Annotated in this window: 23 protein-coding genes; 21 read left to right on the top strand and 2 right to left on the bottom strand. The window is 37.4% G+C overall.

What is annotated here, in order from left to right; translation table 11 throughout:
• Window positions 1-17: 17 nt before the first annotated feature.
• The 11 genes from prmA (at window position 18) to B1B04_RS21965 (ending at window position 11109) form a co-directional block, all read left to right on the top strand.
• The gene (prmA, locus tag B1B04_RS22015) at window positions 18-959 is read left to right on the top strand and encodes a 50S ribosomal protein L11 methyltransferase (protein ID WP_079563490.1); all 942 of its coding nucleotides are present in this window, start codon (window positions 18-20) and stop codon (window positions 957-959) included.
• 84 nt (window positions 960-1043) lie between these two features.
• The gene (locus tag B1B04_RS22010) at window positions 1044-1781 is read left to right on the top strand and encodes a 16S rRNA (uracil(1498)-N(3))-methyltransferase (protein WP_079563489.1); all 738 of its coding nucleotides are present in this window, start codon (window positions 1044-1046) and stop codon (window positions 1779-1781) included.
• Between the two features lie 411 nt (window positions 1782-2192).
• Window positions 2193-2978, top strand: a complete 786-nt coding sequence (locus B1B04_RS22005; RefSeq protein ID WP_481817195.1) for a CsxC family protein — start codon at window positions 2193-2195, stop codon at window positions 2976-2978.
• Window positions 2979-3466: 488 nt separating this feature from the next.
• Window positions 3467-4930 (top strand): BC_2427 family protein, encoded by a 1464-nt coding sequence (locus B1B04_RS22000; protein ID WP_079563487.1) that lies wholly within the window; start codon window positions 3467-3469, stop codon window positions 4928-4930.
• A gap of 145 nt (window positions 4931-5075) precedes the next feature.
• Window positions 5076-5843, top strand: a complete 768-nt coding sequence (locus tag B1B04_RS21995) for a CsxC family protein (protein WP_170939055.1) — start codon at window positions 5076-5078, stop codon at window positions 5841-5843.
• A 366-nt stretch (window positions 5844-6209) separates the two neighbouring features.
• Window positions 6210-7559, top strand: coding sequence for a tRNA (N(6)-L-threonylcarbamoyladenosine(37)-C(2))-methylthiotransferase MtaB (gene mtaB / locus B1B04_RS21990; RefSeq protein ID WP_079563485.1), 1350 nt, complete (start codon window positions 6210-6212; stop codon window positions 7557-7559).
• A 286-nt stretch (window positions 7560-7845) separates the two neighbouring features.
• On the top strand, window positions 7846-8517 hold the full coding sequence (gene deoC / locus B1B04_RS21985; RefSeq protein WP_079563484.1) for a deoxyribose-phosphate aldolase: 672 nt from the start codon (window positions 7846-7848) through the stop codon (window positions 8515-8517).
• A 596-nt stretch (window positions 8518-9113) separates the two neighbouring features.
• Window positions 9114-9599, top strand: coding sequence for a DedA family protein (locus B1B04_RS21980; protein WP_079563483.1), 486 nt, complete (start codon window positions 9114-9116; stop codon window positions 9597-9599).
• 352 nt (window positions 9600-9951) lie between these two features.
• The gene (locus B1B04_RS21975; RefSeq protein WP_079563482.1) at window positions 9952-10179 is read left to right on the top strand and encodes a spore coat associated protein CotJA; all 228 of its coding nucleotides are present in this window, start codon (window positions 9952-9954) and stop codon (window positions 10177-10179) included.
• On the top strand, window positions 10172-10435 hold the full coding sequence (locus B1B04_RS21970; protein WP_079563481.1) for a spore coat protein CotJB: 264 nt from the start codon (window positions 10172-10174) through the stop codon (window positions 10433-10435). Before B1B04_RS21975 ends, B1B04_RS21970 begins: the two co-directional genes overlap by 8 nt.
• A gap of 104 nt (window positions 10436-10539) precedes the next feature.
• Window positions 10540-11109 carry a manganese catalase family protein gene (locus B1B04_RS21965; RefSeq protein WP_079563480.1) on the top strand — a complete coding sequence of 190 codons (570 nt, stop codon included), beginning with the start codon at window positions 10540-10542 and terminating at the stop codon, window positions 11107-11109.
• A 68-nt stretch (window positions 11110-11177) separates the two neighbouring features.
• On the opposite strand, the gene B1B04_RS21960 is transcribed toward B1B04_RS21965, so the two are convergent.
• The gene (locus tag B1B04_RS21960) at window positions 11178-11834 is read right to left on the bottom strand and encodes a potassium channel family protein (protein WP_079563529.1); all 657 of its coding nucleotides are present in this window, start codon (window positions 11832-11834) and stop codon (window positions 11178-11180) included.
• Window positions 11835-11859: 25 nt separating this feature from the next.
• Window positions 11860-13197: a TrkH family potassium uptake protein gene (locus tag B1B04_RS21955; protein ID WP_079563479.1), complete on the bottom strand. Its 1338-nt coding sequence runs from the start codon at window positions 13195-13197 to the stop codon at window positions 11860-11862.
• A gap of 223 nt (window positions 13198-13420) precedes the next feature.
• On the opposite strand from B1B04_RS21955, the gene rpsU reads away from it, so the two are divergent.
• The 10 genes from rpsU (at window position 13421) to B1B04_RS21905 (ending at window position 22368) form a co-directional block, all read left to right on the top strand.
• Window positions 13421-13594: a 30S ribosomal protein S21 gene (gene rpsU, locus B1B04_RS21950; protein ID WP_004227078.1), complete on the top strand. Its 174-nt coding sequence runs from the start codon at window positions 13421-13423 to the stop codon at window positions 13592-13594.
• 331 nt (window positions 13595-13925) lie between these two features.
• Complete coding sequence (locus tag B1B04_RS21945; protein WP_079563478.1) at window positions 13926-15254, top strand: NfeD family protein; 1329 nt, start codon at window positions 13926-13928, stop codon at window positions 15252-15254.
• A gap of 3 nt (window positions 15255-15257) precedes the next feature.
• On the top strand, window positions 15258-16262 hold the full coding sequence (floA, locus tag B1B04_RS21940; RefSeq protein WP_079563477.1) for a flotillin-like protein FloA: 1005 nt from the start codon (window positions 15258-15260) through the stop codon (window positions 16260-16262).
• Between the two features lie 27 nt (window positions 16263-16289).
• Window positions 16290-16772: a hypothetical protein gene (locus B1B04_RS21935; protein ID WP_079563476.1), complete on the top strand. Its 483-nt coding sequence runs from the start codon at window positions 16290-16292 to the stop codon at window positions 16770-16772.
• Window positions 16773-16827: 55 nt separating this feature from the next.
• Window positions 16828-17088, top strand: coding sequence for a hypothetical protein (locus tag B1B04_RS21930; RefSeq protein ID WP_079563475.1), 261 nt, complete (start codon window positions 16828-16830; stop codon window positions 17086-17088).
• The gene (locus tag B1B04_RS21925) at window positions 17078-18196 is read left to right on the top strand and encodes a sporulation protein YqfD (RefSeq protein WP_079563474.1); all 1119 of its coding nucleotides are present in this window, start codon (window positions 17078-17080) and stop codon (window positions 18194-18196) included. Before B1B04_RS21930 ends, B1B04_RS21925 begins: the two co-directional genes overlap by 11 nt.
• A gap of 2 nt (window positions 18197-18198) precedes the next feature.
• Window positions 18199-19155 carry a PhoH family protein gene (locus tag B1B04_RS21920; RefSeq protein WP_079563473.1) on the top strand — a complete coding sequence of 319 codons (957 nt, stop codon included), beginning with the start codon at window positions 18199-18201 and terminating at the stop codon, window positions 19153-19155.
• Between the two features lie 259 nt (window positions 19156-19414).
• Complete coding sequence (locus B1B04_RS21915; protein ID WP_079563472.1) at window positions 19415-21535, top strand: HD family phosphohydrolase; 2121 nt, start codon at window positions 19415-19417, stop codon at window positions 21533-21535.
• A gap of 8 nt (window positions 21536-21543) precedes the next feature.
• Entirely contained in the window at window positions 21544-22017 is a 474-nt protein-coding gene (gene ybeY, locus B1B04_RS21910; protein ID WP_079563471.1) for an rRNA maturation RNase YbeY, read from the top strand.
• On the top strand, window positions 22018-22368 hold the full coding sequence (locus B1B04_RS21905; protein WP_079563470.1) for a diacylglycerol kinase family protein: 351 nt from the start codon (window positions 22018-22020) through the stop codon (window positions 22366-22368).
• Window positions 22369-22784 lie beyond the last annotated feature (416 nt).

The following is a 22784-nucleotide window of genomic DNA, read 5'->3' as shown; positions in this document are numbered from 1 at the left end:
AGGAGCTGAGGAGCTACGTGAAGTGGTCAGAATTATCCATTCATACAAAAAATGAAGCGGTAGAAGCAATTTCGAATATTTTGCATGAAGCAGGGGCAAGTGGTGTGGTTATTGAGGATTCTGCAGAATTTGCGAAGCCACGAGAAGATCAGTATGGTGAAATTTATGCGCTAAATGAAGCAGATTTTCCGAAAGATGGTGTTATTGTTAAGGCTTACTTATCGGAGTCTAGTTTTTTAAATGAAACAGTCGAAGAAATTAAGGCGGCTATAACGAATCTAACGAACTTCAACATCGATATTGGTGAAAATGTTGTTTCGATTGTGGAAGTTAACGAGGAAGATTGGGCAACAGCATGGAAGCAATACTATCATCCTGTAAAAATTTCTGAACGCTTTACAATCGTACCAACATGGGAAGAATATGTACCAGTAACAACAGACGAACTAATTATTGAATTAGATCCTGGTATGGCTTTCGGTACAGGAACACACCCTACAACTGTTATGTGTTTACAGGGGCTTGAGAAGGTTGTAAAAGAGGAAGATTTGGTTATCGATATCGGAACGGGTTCGGGCGTTTTATCAATCGGTGCAGCCTTACTAGGTGCTAAGAGCGTGCATGCACTTGATTTAGACGAAGTAGCTGTACGTTCAGCACAAGAAAATGTTGCATTAAATAAAGTGGATGATAAAGTATCAGTATTCCATGGGAACTTATTGGACACTGTAAAGGAACCAGCTGATGTCGTTGTGGCTAATATTTTAGCAGAAATTATTATGTCCTTTACTGACGATGCATTTTCAATTGTTAAACCGGGTGGATTATATGTCACTTCAGGCATCATTGCCGCAAAACGTGATGATGTAAAAGCAGCACTAGAAGCTTCAGGCTTTGTAATCGAAGAAGTATTATTAATGGAAGATTGGGTAGCAATCATTGCCCGTCGACCACAATAAGTGGACTGAGGAAGCGCCAAATCGGAAGCCGAGTGCTTGTGATTTGGCGTTTTCTCTTCTTTCTAGAAAGGAGTACGGTTTTAAATGCAGCGATATTTTATTGAGACAGCCATAGCGGAAGCAAGAATTAGCGGAGAAGATGCCCGACATATTGAACGAGTAATGCGTATGAAAGAGGGCGACAAAATCGTAGTTGTCGCACAAAATACTGCTCATATTTGTGAAATTTCAGCCTTTGAAGGGGATGAGGTACACGTTCAAACTACGGGTGAAATCGTTCCTTCACCAGAGTTACCTGTCCATGTAACAGTGGCATGTGGGTTGCCGAAGGGCGATAAGTTAGAACTGATTACACAAAAGGCGACAGAGCTTGGAATGTTTGCCTTGTTGCCATTTGAAGCGGAGCGTTCCATCGTTAAATGGGATAAAAAGAAAGGTGCCAAAAAGCAAGAGCGTCTACAAAAAATTGCAAAAGAGGCAGCTGAGCAATCCCATCGTACACATATCCCAGAAATATATGAACCGATTTCTTTTAAACAGCTAGTAGAACAAGTAGGCAATTTCGACGCCGTTTTTATAGCGGATGAAGAGGATGCAAAAGCAAAACAACGTACAAGGTTTGCAGAGAAGCTAAAAAACGTGTATGACAAGAAGTCGAAATCTATTCTTATTATCTTTGGTCCTGAAGGCGGCATTGCACGAAAAGAAGCGGATGCCCTGCTTCAAGCAGGTGCTCAAACGATGTCTTTAGGACCCCGAATTTTACGAGCAGAAACGGCACCACTCTATGCGCTATCTGCAATATCGTATGAATTTGAATGACACAGCGTTTAGCCTTGTTAAAAGAGATTTTCACACAATGAATGAGTAAACATCATTTTTTTTTGCATATATAGGCAGTCGTGCAAAGGTTTAGAAACTACATTCAATGACTGTTTTTATTAGGTAATCCTATAAGTAGAGCCGATTCAATAAACTTTGAATCGGTTTTTTTAGTGAAATCCCATATTGAAGGAACATTGTCAAATCAGGCATCACAACGGTGAGTACCTGGCATTGTGTTCATTTTTATCCCTCAGCTCAAAAATCCCCTTTATTTAAATGAATAAAAAACTAGTATACGCGTCCATTCATAGATTTAATTGCAACATATTCTGATACTGAGAGCTCTCGAATACTACAAAATGAAAAGAGGGGAATTTTTTGAGTGGTCAATGTGAAAATCAAAATCAAATGCCACCTTGTCCAGTAACATCAACTGAACAAATCCCATTAAATAGTGAGGCTACTATACTAGCCGCTACACCGGTTACGGCACCAACTATTAAAGTTCCAGTTGCACTTGCAGAACCAACACTTCAAATAGTTGTGGAATCAGATATTACGCTGGATCCTGCAGCAACTGAAATCAAAAGAGTGAAAAAAAATGTTTTCCTAAATCAAGTTAAATTAGTGCCGGTTAGATTTGCACGTATTGATAACACTGACTTTTTTAGGGTAACAAGAGCTAAATTGTTTGTAGCAGGGCATATTCGCAAAAATATAGAATATGCTTCAGCGGCATGTAATGGAGCGCTACAAGATAGAATTGCTGATGTTCCGTTTTCTGGTTTTACAGAACTTATTTTCCCACAAACACTTGGAGGCACTACTCCAATCATCGGAATTTCCGAGTTTGCTGAAGCGAACTTCCTGAATGAACGTACTCAAATGGATGCTCGATTGGATAAGGCTTTCTTCCAAAATCTAGTGAAGTACAATGAGCAACCATTTGGCGAGTTAGTTGCTGCAAACTTCTTTGAACTTGATTTTTCACCAGTTATGACATCACCTGAAGGTACTTTCCGCACATTGCGTGAAAAAATTGTTCTAGATCTTACAGTAAAAGTACTGCAAGTTCAACAAGTCCGCCTTGGAGCTGGTAGTGCTGTAATAACTCCTGTTTTACCAGGATTGACTCCACCGGTTAGTCCTGCTGATCCACCAGTTAGACCTGATCCTCCTTCTAATCCTTGTTAATTAGAGGAGCGAGTAGATAAAAACGGGTGTTTCGAGGGATATTGAAAATCCAATATTTGAATTTTGGCAGTTGACAGTTTGATTGAATAGAACTGTTAACTGCCTTTTTGCTATATATTATCGGGTTGAAAACAAAATAAGGTAAAGATAGATATTTTCTATTTCAATAATCGACTTAAACGCATTTCTACTGAGATTTGGAAATGACCGAGTGGCAAAAGTAAAAGTAATGCATAAAATGGATTGTAATTATAAGTGCAACACTTAGATCAAAATAAAAGAAAAAAGAATTTCATGGAATTAAAAACGAAGAAGGGTTATAGTGTGAGTTTTCTTGAAGAAACGGATTTTGAACATGTCTCTCAAGAATAACGCATAAAGTCTGAATATTTGACCAAAAAGCTGTCTTGGCTGGAAAAATGCTTAGGAGTTTTTTACAAATCACCTGTTGCACGTTATTTGTCAATACATTATTTAGGAGTGAACGAATGAAAACTCCATGGATTAATTTTAGAGAAATGAAAGAAATAAGTTCCAAACAAAAAGTTTTCATCAATTGTAATTATCAAATTAAACCCAAGAAAAAGATAGATCATACACCTCAACTAGATACTACAGGTGACATTTCATATTCTTTAAATGTCGATTTTAAAAATAATGACCTTGCTATAGAAAAAGATGAAACCAGCCTTGCAACGCATCTAAATCCCGATAGTGAGCTACTCATTCCTCCTGAAATTGATGTTGAGAATGAAATGAACGATCCCCTTAATAAAGAAGAGGCGGATGAAACCAGTCCTGTAGAAGAAGAGGATCTTGAAACGCATTTAGATTCTAATGGCGAGCTACACGGCACTTCTGAAGTTGATGTAGAGAATGAAATGAATGATCTCCGTAATAAAGAAAAGGCGAATGAAACCAGTCTTGTAGAAGAAAAGGATCTTGCAACACATTTAGATTCTAATGGCGAGCTACACAGCCCTTCTGAAGTTGATGTAGAGGATGAAATGAATGATCTCCGTAATAATGAAGAGGCGGATGAAACCGGTCCTGTAGAAGAAGAGGATCTTGCAGTGCGTTTAGATCCTAATAGCGAGCTACACAGCCCTTCTAAAGTTGATGGAGATATTGATACAGAAGAGATGGAGAAAAACAATTCTACAGGTGATATTAGTGTATCTATTAGTTCAGCGCAAGGACAAATATGTTCTATAACCAAAAAAAGTCTAATTTCTACTCATATAGAAATTGATGATTTTCTTCATGCTCCTATTTGTGGTGAGGTTGTTAAAAATACATTTGATTTTCTTGATTTAAACAATCAACTTACCCCTCAACTTGAAACTAAACTATTTAATACTTCAACCGATTATCCTGAACAGCCCGATTGTCGTTTAGTTCACTCAAAAATTAATGAAATAATATTTTTAATGAAAAATGATACTTATGAAAAAAATAATCAGACGAGTAATCCGTCTAAATCAGTTGTAGTTCCTTTACATAACACACAATCAATTAAAAAAGGAGAAACAAATAATCACTCTTACGCTTCCGATGATGTTATGCATATTAGAGTTCCGGTTGTTGTAGGGGAATATAAGATAGAAATATGTCTTGAAGAATTTATTCAAATTGACAAAGGAATTGTGGGAGTAAAAGATATCTCGAATGAGGTAGTACTAACCAATTGTAGATTCGTACCTAGTCAGTTTTCCCAATCATTAAATAATGGGACATGTACAGCGTTAAAGGGAAAATTATTTATTGAAGGCTTTATAAATCAAAATATTGAATATACTACATTTCAGACTACGGATGCAGTACCTGCACAAGATGAATCAATTATTCATTCAAACCAACTGTGCCAAAATATGGTATTAGAATTGATCATTCATATGCTACAAGTACAGAAAATTCGAGTCCGTTATGACAGTCAAGAGTCTAGAGGGTAATAAAACTTATCTCTCAACTCAAAAATCCCTTTTGTAATATCAAAAAAAAACTAGTATATACGTCCATGTATAGATTTAATAGCTACATATTCTAGCAATATAGAGAGCGCTCTCTAATGACTAAAAAATGAAAAGAGGGAATTTTTTGAGTGAACAATTAGAAAATCAAATGCTACCTTGCCCTGTAGCATCAACTGAACAAATACCTTTAAATAGTGAGGCTACTCCACTAATCGCTACACCAGTTACAGCCCCAACTATTAAAGTTCCAGTTGTACTTGCAGAACCAACACTTCAAATAGTTGTGGAGTCAGATATTACGCTTACTCCTGCAGCAACTGAAATCAAAAGAGTGAAAAAAAATGTATTCCTAAATCAAGTTAAATTAGTGCCGGTTAGATTTGCACGTATTGATAACACTGACTTTTTTAGAGTAACAAGAGCTAAATTATTTGTAGCAGGACATATTCGTAAAAATATTGAATATGCTTCATCAGCATGTAATGGCGCACTTCGTGATAGAATTGCAGACGTTCCGTTTTCTGGTTTTACAGAACTTATTTTCCCACAAACACCTGGAGGCACTACTCCAATCTTAGGGATTTCTGAGTTTGCCGAAGCGAACTTCCTGAATGAAGTTACTCAAATGGATGCTCGATTGGATAAGGCTTTCTTCCAAAATCTCGTGAAGTACAATGAGCAACCATTTGGCGAGTTAGTTGCTGCAAACTTCTTTGAACTAGATTTTTCACCAATTATGGCAGCACCAGAAGGTACTTTCTGCACATTACGTGAAAAAATTGTTCTTGATCTTACAGTAAAAGTACTGCAAGTTCAACAAGTTCGCCTTGGAGCGGGTAGCACTGTAGTAACTCCTGTTCTTTTAGGACTTACTCCTCCAGTTAGTCCTTGATCTAGTTTTTAGAGGAGTAGAACAAATAGTACAAATTAAAGGGCTGTTCTAAGAAAATGTAATTGAAAAAACTGCCCAAAACTATTTAACGGCACTGATAAAAATTTACTATTTGAGTGGGCAGTTGAAAGTTAGAGTGAATCTAATTTTCAACTGCCTTTTTGCAATTTATTTTGAGATTGGACTTTTTTTCTTTTATATTATTTGTATTTTTAGTAGAGCAACTCTTATTAGTAGACAATTTTCATTTATATATTTTTTGAAGCCTAGCCAAAAAGCTAGGCTCATTTTATTTATTTGTGCTATTATAAGACACGTTGATAATTTAATTTATTGTAGTGTACTCTTGAAAGGATGATATATATTATGAGTAACGAGCGATCAAAAATCGTGAGTTTCCATACTCTAGGTTGTAAAGTAAATCATTATGAAACAGAAGCAATTTGGCAGTTATTTAAAGAAGAAGGTTATGATCGTACGGAGTTTGATCGTCAAGCAGACGTCTATGTCATTAATACATGTACAGTAACAAATACAGGGGATAAAAAATCACGTCAAGTTATCCGTCGAGCTATTCGTCAAAATCCAGACGCTGTCATTTGTGTTACAGGATGTTACGCTCAAACATCCCCAGCTGAAATTATGGCGATTCCTGGTGTTGACATTGTTGTAGGAACACAGGATCGTACAAAATTACTTGGCTACATAGATCAATATCTTACTGAACGCCAACCAATTAATGCTGTGCGTAACATTATGAAAAATCGTGTGTATGAGGAATTAGACGTGCCTGCATTTACAGACCGTACACGCGCATCTTTAAAAATACAAGAAGGCTGTAATAACTTCTGTACGTTTTGTATTATTCCATGGGCACGTGGGTTAATGCGTTCTCGAGATCCTCAAGAAGTATTAAGCCAAGCCCAACAACTAGTGGATGCAGGGTATCTTGAAATTGTACTAACTGGTATTCATACAGGTGGCTATGGACAAGACTTAAAAGATTACAATTTAGCCCAGCTTCTACGTGATTTAGAGGCAAATGTGAAAGGTTTAAAACGCCTTCGTATTTCTTCGATTGAGGCAAGTCAATTAACAGATGAAGTGATTGAAGTTTTACGTGAATCAAAAATCGTTGTTAACCACTTACACATTCCAATCCAATCTGGCTCTGATACAGTTTTAAAACGTATGCGTCGTAAGTATACAATGGAGTTCTTCGGTGAACGTTTAACTAAACTACATGAAGCTTTACCAGACTTGGCGGTCACTTCTGATGTAATCGTAGGTTTCCCAGGTGAAACTGAGGAAGAGTTCATGGAAACATATAACTTTATTCGTGACCATAAGTTTTCTGAATTACACGTATTCCCGTTCTCTCCACGTACAGGTACACCAGCTGCGCGCATGGAGGACCAAATTGACGAAAACATTAAAAACGAACGTGTTCACCGATTAATCGCTTTAAATGATCAATTAGCGAAGGAATATTCTTCTCGCTTTGAAGATCAAGTGCTAGAGGTAATTCCTGAAGAATTCGTGCATGATGAAAGCGTTGAGGCAGGGCTTTTAACAGGCTATACTGATAATTACTTAAAAGTAGTATTTGAAGGTCCAGAAAGCCTAATCGGTCAACTTGTAAAAGTGAAAATTACGCAAGCTGGATATCCTCATTCTAAAGGACAATTCGTTCGTGTATTAGAAACTATAAAATAAAAAAAGAGTACCTATGAATAGAAACACCGTTCAAACTTTGAACGGTGTTTTGCTATATTTTAATTTCTTTCAGTGGGTGTCTAAATGCCCGCGAAAGCGGAGTCTTGGAGTCGAATGTGCAAGCACAAACTTGATTCCGGATGCAATTATGCCGAGGCATAATGGATTTGTTTCTAAAATAATTTGAATTCATCTAATTTCATTCAAAATTAGACGGAAACGTTAAAAAATGTTATGATTCCAGAGAGGTACGTACAACTTGTTGATAGAAGGAGAGTCTAATAAAATGGAACAAAATTTCGCACGTATGATTGATCACACATTATTAAAGGCTGAAGCTACAAAAGAGCAAATCGAAAAATTGTGTGCAGAGGCAAAACAATTTAACTTTGCGTCTGTTTGTGTAAATCCAACTTGGGTGAAATATAGCAGCGAGCTTTTACAAGGCTCAGATGTTTTAGTTTGTACAGTAATTGGCTTCCCTTTAGGTGCTAACACACCAGCTGTTAAAGCATTCGAAGCGAAAGATGCGATTGCTAACGGTGCAAAAGAGGTAGACATGGTTATCAATATCGGTGCATTAAAGGATAAAAACTATGACCTTGTGCAAGCAGATATTGCTGCAGTTGTTGAAGCGGCAAAAGGTAGCGCACTTGTAAAAGTAATTATTGAATCTTGCCTTCTAACTGATGAAGAAAAAGTAAAAGCATGTGAGCTAGCTGTGGCAGCAGGTACTGACTATGTGAAAACATCAACAGGTTTCTCTACTGGTGGCGCAACTGCAGAAGATATTGCCTTAATGCGTAAAACAGTAGGCCCAGATTTAGGTGTAAAAGCTTCTGGCGGTGTACGAAGCTTAGAAGATATGCAAAAGATGGTTGAGGCTGGAGCTACTCGTATTGGAGCAAGTTCTGGTGTTGCTATTATGAACGGATTAATTGCAGATTCTAATTATTAATAGTAATGAAAACCCTTATATAGTAAGGGATAAGGGGCTGTTCGTTAAGAACTAGCCCCGTTTTTATTGAAAATTTGATTGATAGTCTAATAATGGAAAATATTCATTTCCTGAAATGATATTTCTATACATAAAAAAATGAGCAAATTGATAAATTCCATTACTTTTTTTGGATGATTATTATCAAAATTTAACCTATTGAACGATTGTTGGTGTTTCATTCACAATACACCTCTTTTTAACTCGTAGTAGATGTTGTATTATGAAGAGTACTTGTAAAAATGTACAGAGAGGAATATTATCATTTTTATGGGTTTGCTTCGAGAATCTTATAATAATCTTGATGATTGGATCATTTTACAAGAACTTTGTATAGATACGAACCGAATTCTTACATAACTTAGTAACATCGATAACATAGGGTATTGAAGATTGAACGCGTAGATTATAATTAGGTCAATCAAATACTATTATTTAATCTTAATTCCCTCGCCGTTTTTAATATTTCCTTCGAGTGTTTTAAATGAAAAAATAGGGGAATATATGATGTTTAATGATATAGGTAACGATTTGTATTAAAAAAGGAGAAGCTATTCGTGGAATTCATAAGCAGTTTTATAAGTCAATATGGATATCTAGCTATATTTTTAATCTTATCTTTAGGAATAATTGGCTTACCCATTCCCGATGAGATCTTAATGACGTTTGTGGGATTTTTGTGTCATGAGGGACATTTAAACTTTCTATTGAGTATTATCTTAAGTTTTTTAGGCACATCCACTGGTATGGTATTTAGTTATGCAATTGGAAGTAAATTAGGAACACCGTTAATAATAAAATATGGAAAGTGGTTTGGACTAAATAATAGACGGTTTACTAAAGTTGAACGATGGTTTCATCGTTTTGGACCGTGGACAATAATTATAGGATATTTTGTTCCGGGGATTAGACACGTTACAAGTTACATGTCTGGAATCACACAGATGAAGTTTAGTACTTTTCTGGCTTTTGCTTGTTTTGGCGCTATGGTATGGGTAATTATTTTTATTTCTATAGGATATTTTCTTGGAGTAACATTTTAAAAAATAATACGGTGTAATTTTTATCTGTGCGTATGATGGGGAAAGAGACCTTGCCAAACTAAACACGTAATAAAGCTCGCATTAAATGCGAGTTTTATTACGTGTTTGTACTTATACATGATGCGCGAATTATTTCCTACGATAATAAAGGGCTACAGATAAAACAGTTTTCTAACATCCTTTACTTTAGATTAGATCAAGTTTTTAATTGCTATGTAAGGGAGGTTTGAAAACGGATTCGATACATAGTTCCGTAACAATGTGACTTTCTCCAGATCGTAACACGTCTGAATAAACATTAAATGTACCTCATATACTCCACTGATGTAATTGATACAGAAGGGAGGATACAATGTTTACTCAATATAAGTATTGGAAGCCTTTTGTTAGTCCGTTCGATCCATGTCCACCTATAAGGGTTAAAAGTTTTTCAACACCGCCCCAATTATATATGGGTTTTCAACCGCCTGGGCTACCGCAATACCCAACCCCTAGAGAAGCTCTCAAATCTGGTACGTTATGGCCTCAATTATTTAGCCCCTATCCAAATCCCCAACAAGGGGGGATAAAGAATGAGTAAGGAGATGCCACCCGAATTTTATACGCTACTTGAAGAAATACAAGCCATTGATTTTGTAATAGTGGAATTAAATCTTTATTTAGATACTCATCCTCACGATTTTGATGCTATTCAGCAATTTAACGAAAACACTGAAATCAGTATGCGACTTAAGGTTGAATTTGAACAGAAATTTGGTCCGCTTATGAATTTTGGGAGAAGTTATTCAAATTATCCGTTTAATTGGATAGATACACCTTGGCCATGGCAAGTTTAACTTTTTAATGTATTAGGAGTTTTTTTTGCGCACGCCCAAAGCCGATTCTGAATGCGATTATGATCAAGGCATAATTGATTATGAGTAACTAGGAGGAACTATTTTTGTGGTATTATGAAAAAAAGCTCCAGTATCCAGTAAGGGTGAGTACATGCAACCCTATGCTGGCTAAGTATTTAATTGAGCAGTATGGTGGTGCAGACGGGGAATTAGCAGCAGCACTTCGATATATGAATCAGCGCTATACGATTCCTGATAAAGTAGTTGGTCTGTTAACCGATATAGCGACAGAGGAGTTTTCTCACTTAGAAATGATAGCCACGATGATTTACAAACTGACGAAGGATGCTACTCCAGAGATGCTAAAAGAGGCGGGTCTGGGAGAACACTATGTCAATCATGACAGGGCATTATTTTATCAGAATGCAGCTGGATCACCGTTTACGGCAACTTACATTCAGGCTAAAGGGGATCCGATTGCTGATTTGTATGAGGATATTGCAGCTGAAGAAAAAGCAAGGGCGACATATCAGTGGATTATTGATTTATCAGATGACACTGATTTAAATGATAGCTTAAAATTTTTACGTGAACGAGAAGTTGTTCATTCTCAACGTTTCAGAGAAGCTGTAGAGATTTTAAAAGACGATAGGGATAGCAAGAAAATCTTCTAAAACATATCGAAGGCTGTTTCAAGGGGGAAATCATCTTAGGACACAACCTTCGATATTTTGCCTTTTATCTATTCAACATTTGAAAAAATAGTAAGATCCTTTCTATGGCCAATCATAACTAATAGATCGCTTTCTTCAATAATCTGATCAGGAGATGGTAAGATGGTAATATTACCATAGCGAACTATGGCAATAACACTGACATTATATTTCGAACGAATGTCTAAATCCCGTAAACTTTGTCCGACCATTTTAGACGGAATCATAATTTCCTCTATACTGTATTCCTTTGATAACTCAATATAATTCAGCATGTTTGGTGAAAGAAGCTGATTAGCTACTCGCTCACCCATATCTCTTTCAGGGTAAATAACCCAATCAGCACCAACCTTTTCTAAAACCTGTCCATGTCTTTTGCCGAGAGCCTTTGCAATTATTTTTTTTATGCCTATTTCCTTTAATAATGAGACCGTTAAAATACTTGATTGCATATCAATACCTATAGCGACGATGACACAATCGAAATTTCTGATTCCGATGGAGTTAAGTGCTTTTTCTTCTGTCGTATCAGCAACTACTGCATGTGTAACATAAGGTTCAGCATCTTCGACTTTTTCCTCATTAATATCGATTCCTAAAACTTCATTCCCAGCTTCATATAATTTGCGGGCTACGCTTACACCAAACCTACCTAGACCTATAACAGCATATTGTTTGATTGTCATTGTATGCATCGCTCCTTTATTATGGTTAGCCAATCATAATCTTTCCTTTTGGATGACGGAAAGCCTCCGTTTTTCGACGATTTGTAATGGCAAAAGCAATTGTTAAGGGGCCTAATCTTCCTACAAACATTGTTAATATAATCAGAAGACGGCCACCGGTTGATAGCTCAGGAGTTAGCCCCATTGTAAGTCCGGCTGTTCCGAATGCAGAAGTAGCCTCAAATAAATACATCATAAAACTATGACGTTGTTCAATAAGACTTAAGACGATGGTAACAAGTACGACAATCATCATCCCACACATTGTAACTGTTAAAGCTTTCAAAATCGTTTCATTAACAATTCTACGCCTAAAAAGCACTACATCTTCTTTCCCTTTCATTTGACACCACATCGTAGCAACTAAAACAGCAAAAGTTGTTATTTTAATACCTCCAGCAGTTGATCCAGAACCTCCTCCGATGAACATTAACCAAATGATTAAAAATAATGTTGAATGTGTTAAATCACCAATAGGGAGGGTATTAGAGCCAGCAGTTCTAGGTGTCACGGCTTGGTATAATGAACCAAGAATTTTGCCCCATTCAGATAGTGGGCCAATGGTTTTACTATTGTTGTATTCAAATAAGAAAATTAATAGCGTCGAGCCAATTGTTAAAATAAACGTTGTAGTTAAAACAATTTTTGTATGCACTGAAAGTCGCTTCGTCCCGCGGTATTCATATAGTTCATTAATAACAATAAATCCTAAGCCCCCGATCGTAATAAGTGCACAAATAGTGAATACGACGAAAGGATCATCGACATATTCTGTTAAGCTTTTAAATTCACCCATTATATCGAACCCAGCATTATTAAAATTCGAGATGGCATGGAAAAATCCGAAGTAAAAGGCTTTACCTACAGGCATATCGAACGAAAAACGAATAGATAAAATGAAGCCACCTATCATTTCAATGATTGCAGTAAATAACAGGATCCTTTTAACTAATTTAACTAAACCGGCTATTGTAACGTTATTAAATGCCTCTTTTAACAAAAGTCGTTCTTTTAAAGAAATTTTTTTTCCTAATAGTAAAAATAATAACGTCGCAAATGTCATAAAGCCCAGTCCGCCAATTTGGATAAGAAAAAGAATAACTAATTCTCCAAATATCGAAAATGTATCGCCGGTATCTACAACAATCAGTCCTGTTACACAAGTAGCAGAGGTAGCGGTAAATAGAGCATCTAAAAATGAAAGACCATTAGTATCGACCGTTGCAATGGGGAGCGTTAAGAAAAATGTTCCGATTAAAATGATGATGGCGAAGCCCAAAACAAGCGCTTTTGGAGGACTTAATTTATTGATAAATGTTTTCATTTTATTCTCCTCATTGAACCTATAATTAATAAAATTTGTATGTTTATTGTTGTCCAAAAGTGAGCTGAAAATTCTTAAGGGAATAAAACCAAAAATTCACCAGATTAATTCGTACACTTTCTATTGACCATTTTTAGACAATACGTTATAATTCTTTAGTACACAGCAAATGGTTAATAGCCTATTTGTGTATTGACGTGTGTTCGGAGGGAGGGAAAGAGAGATGTCAAAAACTGTCGTTCGCAAAAACGAATCGCTTGAAGATGCTCTTCGCCGCTTCAAACGTACTGTATCAAAAAGTGGTACAATTCAAGAAGTTAGAAAGCGCGAGTTCTACGAAAAACCTAGCGTAAAACGTAAAAAGAAATCAGAAGCTGCACGTAAACGTAAGTGGTAATTTAATTTCCCATTAAAAATCCCTACGTTCATAACACGCAATTGTATGATTCACTGAGCAGACAAAAATATACCTGAAATTAATCGCATGTTGATTAATTTCAGGTATTTTACATTAGCTCATTTTTACGTACATATTGGAGAAGCCGAATGTAATCTTTGTGATTCATTCGGCTTTTTTGTTACATACTTAATTGTAGAAGCTATATCCGGTTATTAGGGCTACATAAGTTAATAATTCACTGTATAATAAAATTATTAGGATTTATGAAACTTTTTGCATAGTCAGTCGTATATACAGGAGAGAAGCATGTTAGAAGGGAGGGAAAAAGATGCGAAGACGAAGAATCCTCAGCTATTTAATAGTTATTTGGATGACATTTTTGTTAGCGTTTCCATTAACGTCTGCTTTTGCAAGTAGCAAGGTCTTCCATATACCAATTCATAATGAAGTAGAAAGAGGACTTCACGCATTTTTAGAACGAGCTTTTAAAGAGGCGGAAGAAAACAATGCAGAAGCGATTATTTTAGACATTCATACACCTGGTGGTTTTGTGAATGCAGCAGGTGATATTGCAATGCTTATGGATGCAACGGATATACGTAAAATTGCGTACATTAACAAAGATGCTCATTCTGCAGGTGCCTTTTTAGCCTTACATGCGGATGAAATCTACATGGTGCCAAATGGAACGATCGGGGCGGCTGCAGTTATTGATTCAGCAGGAAATGCAGCAGATTTAAAGGCTCATAGTGCATGGGTTGCTCAAATGGAGGCAGCTGCAGAATCAAAAAATCGCGATCCAAAATATGCACGAGCAATGGCTGATGTATCTGTTGATTTACCAGAATTTCGAGCAGGAGAAGGGAATTTATTAACGTTATCTGCTTCAGAGGCAAAAAAAGTTGGTTATTCAGATGAAACGGTTTCGAATTTCCAGGATCTTTTAAAAGCAACTCAAATAGATGAGCGTGATATCGTTCCGATTGAACCTACTTTTGCTGAAAAACTCGCTCGTTTTATTACAAATCCAATTATCGTTCCGATTTTATTGTCGATTGCAAGCTTAGGGCTTGTAGTTGAGCTATATTCGCCAGGTTTTGGTGTTCCGGGTATAATGGGATTGTCAGCGCTAGGATTATTTTTCTTCGGTCATATGGTGGCGGGCTTGGCAGGTTATGAGACATTACTTTTATTTATTGTAGGTTTAGCGCTTGTTATAGCGGAGTTTTTTGTCCCCGGTGGTATTGTAGGTATTTTAGGTGGTGCGCTAATATTACTAAGTCTAATACTGGCAGGTGCAAACATGATGCAAATGATTATAGCGATTTTCATTGCATTTGTTGTAGCGATAATAGGAATGGTGATCTTGATGAAATTTTTCGGTAAAAAATTGCATGTTTTAAACAAGCTTGTCTTGATGGATGCGACAACGACGGAAGAAGGCTATGTATCTAACGTGAATCGCACAGAGCTGCTTGGAAAAGTGGGTAAAGCGATTACACCACTTCGTCCGGCGGGTACAATGTTATTTGGAAGTGAGCGCATTGACGTAGTATCGGAAGGTGGCTATGTTGATGTTGGGAAACATGTAGAAATTATTAAAGTAGAGGGCTCACGTATTGTTGTGAGACGAACAGAAAAAGAGATGGAGGAATAGCAAATGGGTTTTGATTTAGCTTTATTAGGTCCGATTGCAGGGCTAGTCTTATTATTCATTGTAGTCGCGGTATTCTTTACTTTTGTACCAGTGGCGCTATGGATTTCTGCACTTGCTGCAGGTGTCCGTGTTAGTATTTTCACATTAATCGGTATGCGTTTACGTCGTGTAATCCCATCACGAATCGTGAACCCATTAATAAAAGCACATAAAGCAGGATTACCTGTTACGATCAATCAACTTGAAAGTCACTATTTAGCAGGTGGTAATGTTGACCGTGTAGTAAATGCGTTAATCGCGGCTCATCGTGCAAATATTGAATTATCATTTGAACGTTGTGCAGCTATTGATTTAGCGGGACGTGATGTATTAGAAGCGGTACAAATGTCTGTTAACCCGAAAGTCATTGAAACACCATTTATTTCAGGCGTTGCGATGAACGGGATTGAAGTAAAAGCGAAGGCACGTATTACTGTACGAGCAAACATTGAGCGTTTAGTCGGTGGTGCTGGTGAAGAAACGGTTATTGCTCGTGTAGGTGAGGGGATCGTTTCGACAATTGGTTCGGCTGAGCATCATACAGAAGTTTTAGAACACCCTGATATGATTTCTCAAACTGTTTTATCAAAAGGTCTAGATTCAGGTACAGCATTTGAAATCTTATCGATCGATATTGCTGATGTTGACATCGGCAAAAACATCGGTGCTGAATTACAAATTGAACAAGCGCAGGCTGATAAAAACATTGCACAAGCGAAGGCTGAAGAACGTCGTGCGATGGCTGTAGCGAACGAGCAAGAAATGATTGCACGCGTACAAGAGATGAAGGCAAAAGTAGTAGAAGCTGAAGCTGAAGTACCACAGGCTATGGCAGAGGCTCTACGTTCTGGTAATCTGGGTATTATGGATTACATGAACTACCGTAACATTCAAGCAGATACAGCGATGCGAGACTCCATTTCTAAAGTAGGCTCAGATAAATCAGAAACTAATGAATCTAACCAATAAAAAAACTGAAAGGAGCGGTACTAATAAATGGAACAATTAATTATATTTGTGATAATTGCCATAGTCAGCTCTATTTTCGGTAAATCAAAAAAGAAAGAACAAAAACCAATGCCTCCTTTTAACAAGGATTCACAAGTAGAGCCTCCTGTTATAAAAAAAGCAGAGGTGACGCAACAGCAACAATCTAAACCACAGAGTTTTGAGGATTTTGCACGTGGATTTTTAGGTGAATGGGAAAATGAACAGCCTCAATTCGAAGAGCCGAAAAAAAATGTCGAAAAAACAGTAATTGAAAAAACACCGAGCTATGTAGCTCCCTCTTTAGTCCCGACTGAGAAAATGGGTCGTACTTCGAATAGAGAAAGTATTGGCCGTTTGGCAGCTGGAAAAAAAGTCGAGGGAGTAGCTGAGTCACAATCGGCTTTTCAATTACCGACATCAAAAAAATCATTCATGCAGGCTGTTGTAATGGCAGAAGTTTTAGGCCCTCCAAAAGCAAAAAGAAAATAACTAGCATGTCCTCCTTTTTCGATGCATATATTGCCGAAGAAGGAGGCATTTTTTTATGAGAAAACTATTTCAATTAACGCCACTACTTGAATTATTACAATATGAAACACTAAAAATCATTGGCCCGTATCGTTTTCTACATGCTGATGCTTCATCGTGCTCTTTTATCTATGCAGATTATCATATTACTGTGCGTGGAAAATCAGTGGAAATTAATGCTCTTAAAGAAGATATGCTGCATCTTTCTGTAGAGGATTTACAGGAGCTTCAGATGAAAATGACAAAGAATATGGGTGTGAGCGATAATGTGGAATAATCGGCCAATTATCATACGTATAAAGCGCCATGAAAATGTTCATCCTTTTATTCAAGCATTGCATGCGCAACATGTGCCATTAAAGCGTGTTGTTTTTCGTGAACAAGAGGTTGTCTTTGAAACAACTATGCATTATCTACCAAAGATTCGCCGTGTGCGTAGCCGTTACCGACTTAAAATGGCAATCTATTATGCAGATGAACTTCAAGTTTTTCGAGCGCAGCTTTGGACTTTGCTTGGCCTAGCGTTGATGATATTAATACCATTACTATGTGCGCAGGTTATTTGGCGGATTGATATTAAAGCGGCAACACCGGAGTTAGAGGCACGTCTAGGGAAGACCTTTCAAGATACATTTCAATTAGAAACACCCATTTCTAAAAAAAACTTACCCTCAGATGCAGTTATGCGACAGAAGCTATTAGAAGGGCATCGAGACCTTTCGTGGGTGCATATTGAAAAGTACGGTGGACGAGTGATTTTACGACCTCAGGAGTCACCGAAACAAACTAAACAAACGAATGAAAAGCTAGCGGAACATTTAGTAGCAACAAAAAGTGGTGTAATTACTCACTTTAATATTCAAAATGGAGAACGGAAAATTTCAGTTAACGATACGGCTTACGAAGGTGATGTTCTCGTAAGTGGTGTAATTGAAAGTGGTGAAGATCAAGTCTTTGTTGGAGCAAAGGGAGAAGTTTACGCAGATTATTGGCTTGAATGTTCATTTAAAATTCCAACAAAACTAACGATGGAAACGCTACAACAAAAGCAGTGGCGCGTATTAGTGAAAGGTATTCATGAAGAAAAAGATAAAGTTGACTATGTGCAAAAGAAAGATTTACCTGATTGGCTCGATCCATATGTTTCGGTTGTTGAGGAGCAGTACACAAAAAAAGTGCAAGTAGAGCTTAATGAATCCAAAATAGATTCATTGCTCATACCATTGCTTCATGAAAAGGTACTTCGTTCACTACCTGCGAAAACGGTTATAAAAAAAGAAAACCTTTTACAGGTAAAGTGGGGGAATGGTACAGTTGAAGGGAAAGTTCTATTTTTAGTCAATGAAAACATTGCCAGTCCAATACAAGGCCTACAAGGAGAATGATTATGTCAGAACATTTAACTGTATTACAAGTGGATAATCCAAACGAAGCGGTCATGCTACTCGGAATTTCCGATGCAAATATGAAATTAATCGAAGAGGCTCTAAAAGTCCATATTATTACACGTGGTGAACAAATTCAGCTTGCTGGTGAAGAGGATGCAAAGGAACAAGCAACATTCCTTTTACATGCTCTTTTAAAGGTCATTCGTAAAGGAATTAATATTGATCAACGTGATGTTGCAACAGCAATTGAAATGACACAAAAAGGAACGATTGAATACTTTGCAGAACTTTATGATGAAGAAATAGCTCGCACGACGAAAGGCAAGCCTATTCGTGCAAAGACAATAGGTCAACGAGAATACATACAAGCAATCCGTCATAAGGACGTTGTTTTTGGTATCGGACCAGCCGGTACTGGGAAAACGTATTTAGCGGTAGTCATGGCAACACAGGCGCTAAAAAACGGGCACGTTAAGCGTATTATTTTAACACGTCCTGCAGTAGAGGCAGGAGAGTCTCTAGGCTTTCTTCCGGGGGATTTGAAGGAAAAGGTAGATCCTTATTTACGCCCTCTTTATGACGCTTTAAACGATATTTACGGATCAGAACAAACACAAAGGCTTATTGAAAGAGGCACAATAGAAATTGCGCCTTTAGCATATATGCGTGGCCGCACATTAGATGATGCCTTTGTTATTTTAGATGAAGCTCAAAATACGACACATCAGCAAATGAAAATGTTTTTAACGCGACTAGGATTTGGCTCAAAAATGGTCATTACAGGCGACAAAACACAAATTGACCTACCGAAAAATATGGAATCTGGATTAATCGTAGCAGAACGAACATTAAAGTACGTAAAATCTATACATTTCCAAATTTTAGAACAAGGTGATGTAGTACGCCACCCAATCGTAGCAAAAATCATCCAAGCCTACGAAGAGCAGCAACTTTAGAATTGCGCAAAGCGCAATTCTAAAGTCTGCACCGAAAGTGTAGTGAAACGAAACGGCAGGTGCAACAGCCTTTAAAAAGTCTGCATTAAAATGCTTAGCCACGGATATAAAAGATAGAACAAATAGAAAATGGTTTAAAAATGGAAAAAATTGTGACGGCTATACGATGTGTATAGCTGTTTTTTTACTTTCTTATACATTTTTCGGGAAAAATGTTTTTTGAATTGGTATGATAGAAGGTAGATAGAGGAGGTGCAAGATGGAGAAACAATTAAAAAAAATAACAGAACTTATTGGCTTTCGCTACTTTTTAATTGTCATTCTCATCTTAACAGGAGCCCTACAATTTACTTTTATGTATGGCAATGTTAAAGGTGTTACATATGATTTTAAACCATTACAGCTAGCGCCTGAAACAGTACGATCTACTAAAACGATAGAAGATACTTATAAAACGCAACAGGAACGAGAAAAAGCAACAAATGCAGTTGCACCAGTCTATCAATTTTCTGCAGATGTTGCTAAACAGCGAGCTTCGATTGTAACGTCTTTATTCGACTATGTTCTTGAGGTAAAGGCAGATGTTGAGAGTAGCAAAGAACCTATTCCTGTTGTCGATCAAGTGGCGCAGCTTCGTAAAAAACTTGAATCTATAGATTCAGAGCAAATGCCTATTGTCTTCACTGATTCACAACTAGAAGGATTGTTAGTACAAAGTGAAGCGGATCTAAAAAGAACAAGTACGCAACTATCAAAACTCGTGCAGGAATATTTACAAAAATCCATTCGATCGGAAAATGTGTTTGCGTCTCAAAATGATTTTGAGACAAAAATTCGTGGACAACGAGGCTATCCTGATAAAATATTTAATACGGTAGTTTTAATTGGTCGTACGAGTATTATTGAAAACGAGACGATAAACGAGGAACAAACGAAAATTAGAAAGGAACAAGTGAAGGAATCAGTTGAACCGACTCGAATTCTTCAAGGTCAAATCATCGTACAGGAAGGGCAAATTATTGATAATGAGGCGTTCCGTCAATTAGAGCTTCTAGGTATGGTAAGTAATAAGGCATCCATGAAACCGATTGCAGGGCTGATTATTTTAATACTTCTTGAAATGATGTTCATGTTTGTTTTATTCGAACGCTGGCATATAGATGAGTACAAGAAACGTAATGCCCTGTTGGTAACAGTAATTGTTTATAGTTTATCAATCCTGCTGATGAAATTTATTAGTCTAGTCTCAGGAAGTTTCGATGTTACGATTGCCTTCCTTTTCCCAACAGCATTGGCAACGATGCTAGTACGGTTATTAGCGGATGACCGTGCTGCAGTTCTTATTACGGTTATGACAGCAGCATCTGCGGGTGTTATATTCCAAGAGGGTTATTCATCTGTTATGCAAATGGAAATTACACTGTATATAATTTTTGGAGGATTTGCGAGTTTATTCTTTTTACAAAGTATGGAAAAGCGTTCGCATATTCTACATACTGTAGGTATTATAGGGCTCGTAAATATGTTATTTATTGCATTTTATTTACTGATGACACAATCTACCTACGGCTTGTCAGAGTTAGTGTTTTACTTTATCGCGGCAATGATATCAGCTTTATTATCAGGAGCTCTTACAATGGGTCTCTTACCATTCTTTGAATCAGCATTTAGCTTATTGTCATCGTTGCGTTTAATTGAATTATCGAACCCGAACCATCCATTGCTGAAAAAATTACTAATGGAGGCTCCGGGAACATATCATCATAGTGTTATGGTGGCGAACTTAGCGGAGGCTGCGTGTGAGGAAATTGGTGCGGATGGATTACTAGCTCGTGTAGGATGCTATTATCATGATATTGGTAAAACGAAGCGACCTGCTTTTTTCATCGAGAATCAAATGTCTGGTATTAATCCCCATGATTCATTGTCTCCGGAAAAAAGCGCGGAAATTATAATTGCGCATACTACTGATGGGGCTGAAATGCTAAAACGATATAAGATGCCACAGGAAATTATTGATATTGCTTTGCAGCATCACGGATCTAGTCTGTTAAAATACTTCTACTTTAAAGCGAAGGAAGAAGGAAAATGCTTAGATGATACAACGTACAGATATCCAGGTCCGAAACCACAAACGAAGGAAGCAGCAGTTATTAGTGTTGCAGATAGCGTTGAGGCAGCGGTTCGATCGATGAAGGAACCGAATGCAGAGAAAATTCAAAAGTTGGTACGAGCAATCATTGATGATCGAGTACAAGACAGTCAGTTTGATGAATGCGATATTTCGATAAAAGAGTTAAAATGTATAGAGAGAGTACTTTGTGAAACGTTGAATGGAATTTTCCACTCACGAATTGAATATCCAAAGGCAGATAAGTAGGAGGATCTATGATTTTAACAATTGATTTTACAGATGAAACAAATGAAGTGGCTACTGAGCATATGGAGCTTGTTGAAAAGCTTTTGCAGCTAGCTGCGAAACTAGAGAATATTGAGCCGGAAACGGAAGTGTCAGTGACGTTCGTTACAAATGAAGCGATTCAAGAAATAAACCGAGAATATCGTGACAAAGATCAACCGACAGATGTTATCTCATTTGCCCTGGAGGAATTAGGTGAGGGAGAAATGGAAGTAACATTTGAAGGGATGCCTCGTATATTAGGAGATATTATTATTTCAACAGATCGTACAAAAGAACAGGCAGCGGAATATGGGCATACATTTGAGCGAGAATTAGGCTTTTTAGCAGTCCATGGTTTCTTACATTTACTTGGCTATGATCATATGGTGCCAGAAGATGAAAAGGTGATGTTCGGTAAGCAGGATGAGATTTTACAATCTTTCGGCTTAGGACGAGAATAAATGAATGTTCGCAAATTTGTACGCTCTTTTGGGTATGCCTTTAAAGGTATTATTACAGCCTGTGCGGAGCAAAATTTTAAATCCCACTTACTAAGTGCGGGAATAGTTTTGAATGCTGGCTATTTTACGGGTTTATCACGTATAGAATGGTATATTGTATTGTTATTAATTGCTCTAATGTTTGCACTTGAAATGATTAATACAGCAATTGAACGAGTAGTGGATTTAGCTTCACCTACGATTCATCCGCTTGCTAAGCAGGCGAAAGATCTTGCTGCAGGTGCAGTACTTGTATTTGCGATATTCAGTGCTATAATCGGATTACTCATATTTATACCGAAATGGTTTTAAAAATTATTACTCGGTCATGAAGTGGTAACAAATGTGCTGGAGAATTATGATTATTGGGCTCGTCACCAAAAGTTAAGTGAGGACATTTGTTAATCCATGCAATAAGTTGATGAAGTGGAGGCTGGGCGACTCCTTAGGGATCAGCGTCATAGAGGAACGAAGGCTAAAAGCATCACGTCCTGTGATAACGCCTTCGTGACCAACATCCTGCTGTCGCTGCGCTTTCGCACAAACAAAACCCTCTGCTGCCGCTACGTTAGCACTACGCTTTCGCGCAAAAAACATCTGCTGGCCCGAGACCCTGGAGCGAAAGCGAAGCGGCAGCAACAAATGTTTTAACTGTGCGAAAGCGAAGCGACAGCAACAAATGTTTTAACTGTGCGAAAGCGAAGCGACAGCAACAAATGTTTTAACTG

Origin of the sequence: Lysinibacillus sp. KCTC 33748 (genome assembly GCF_002237755.1) — a bacterium.
GTDB lineage: Bacteria > Bacillota > Bacilli > Bacillales_A > Planococcaceae > Lysinibacillus.
This window is presented reverse-complemented; position numbering and strand designations above follow the sequence as displayed.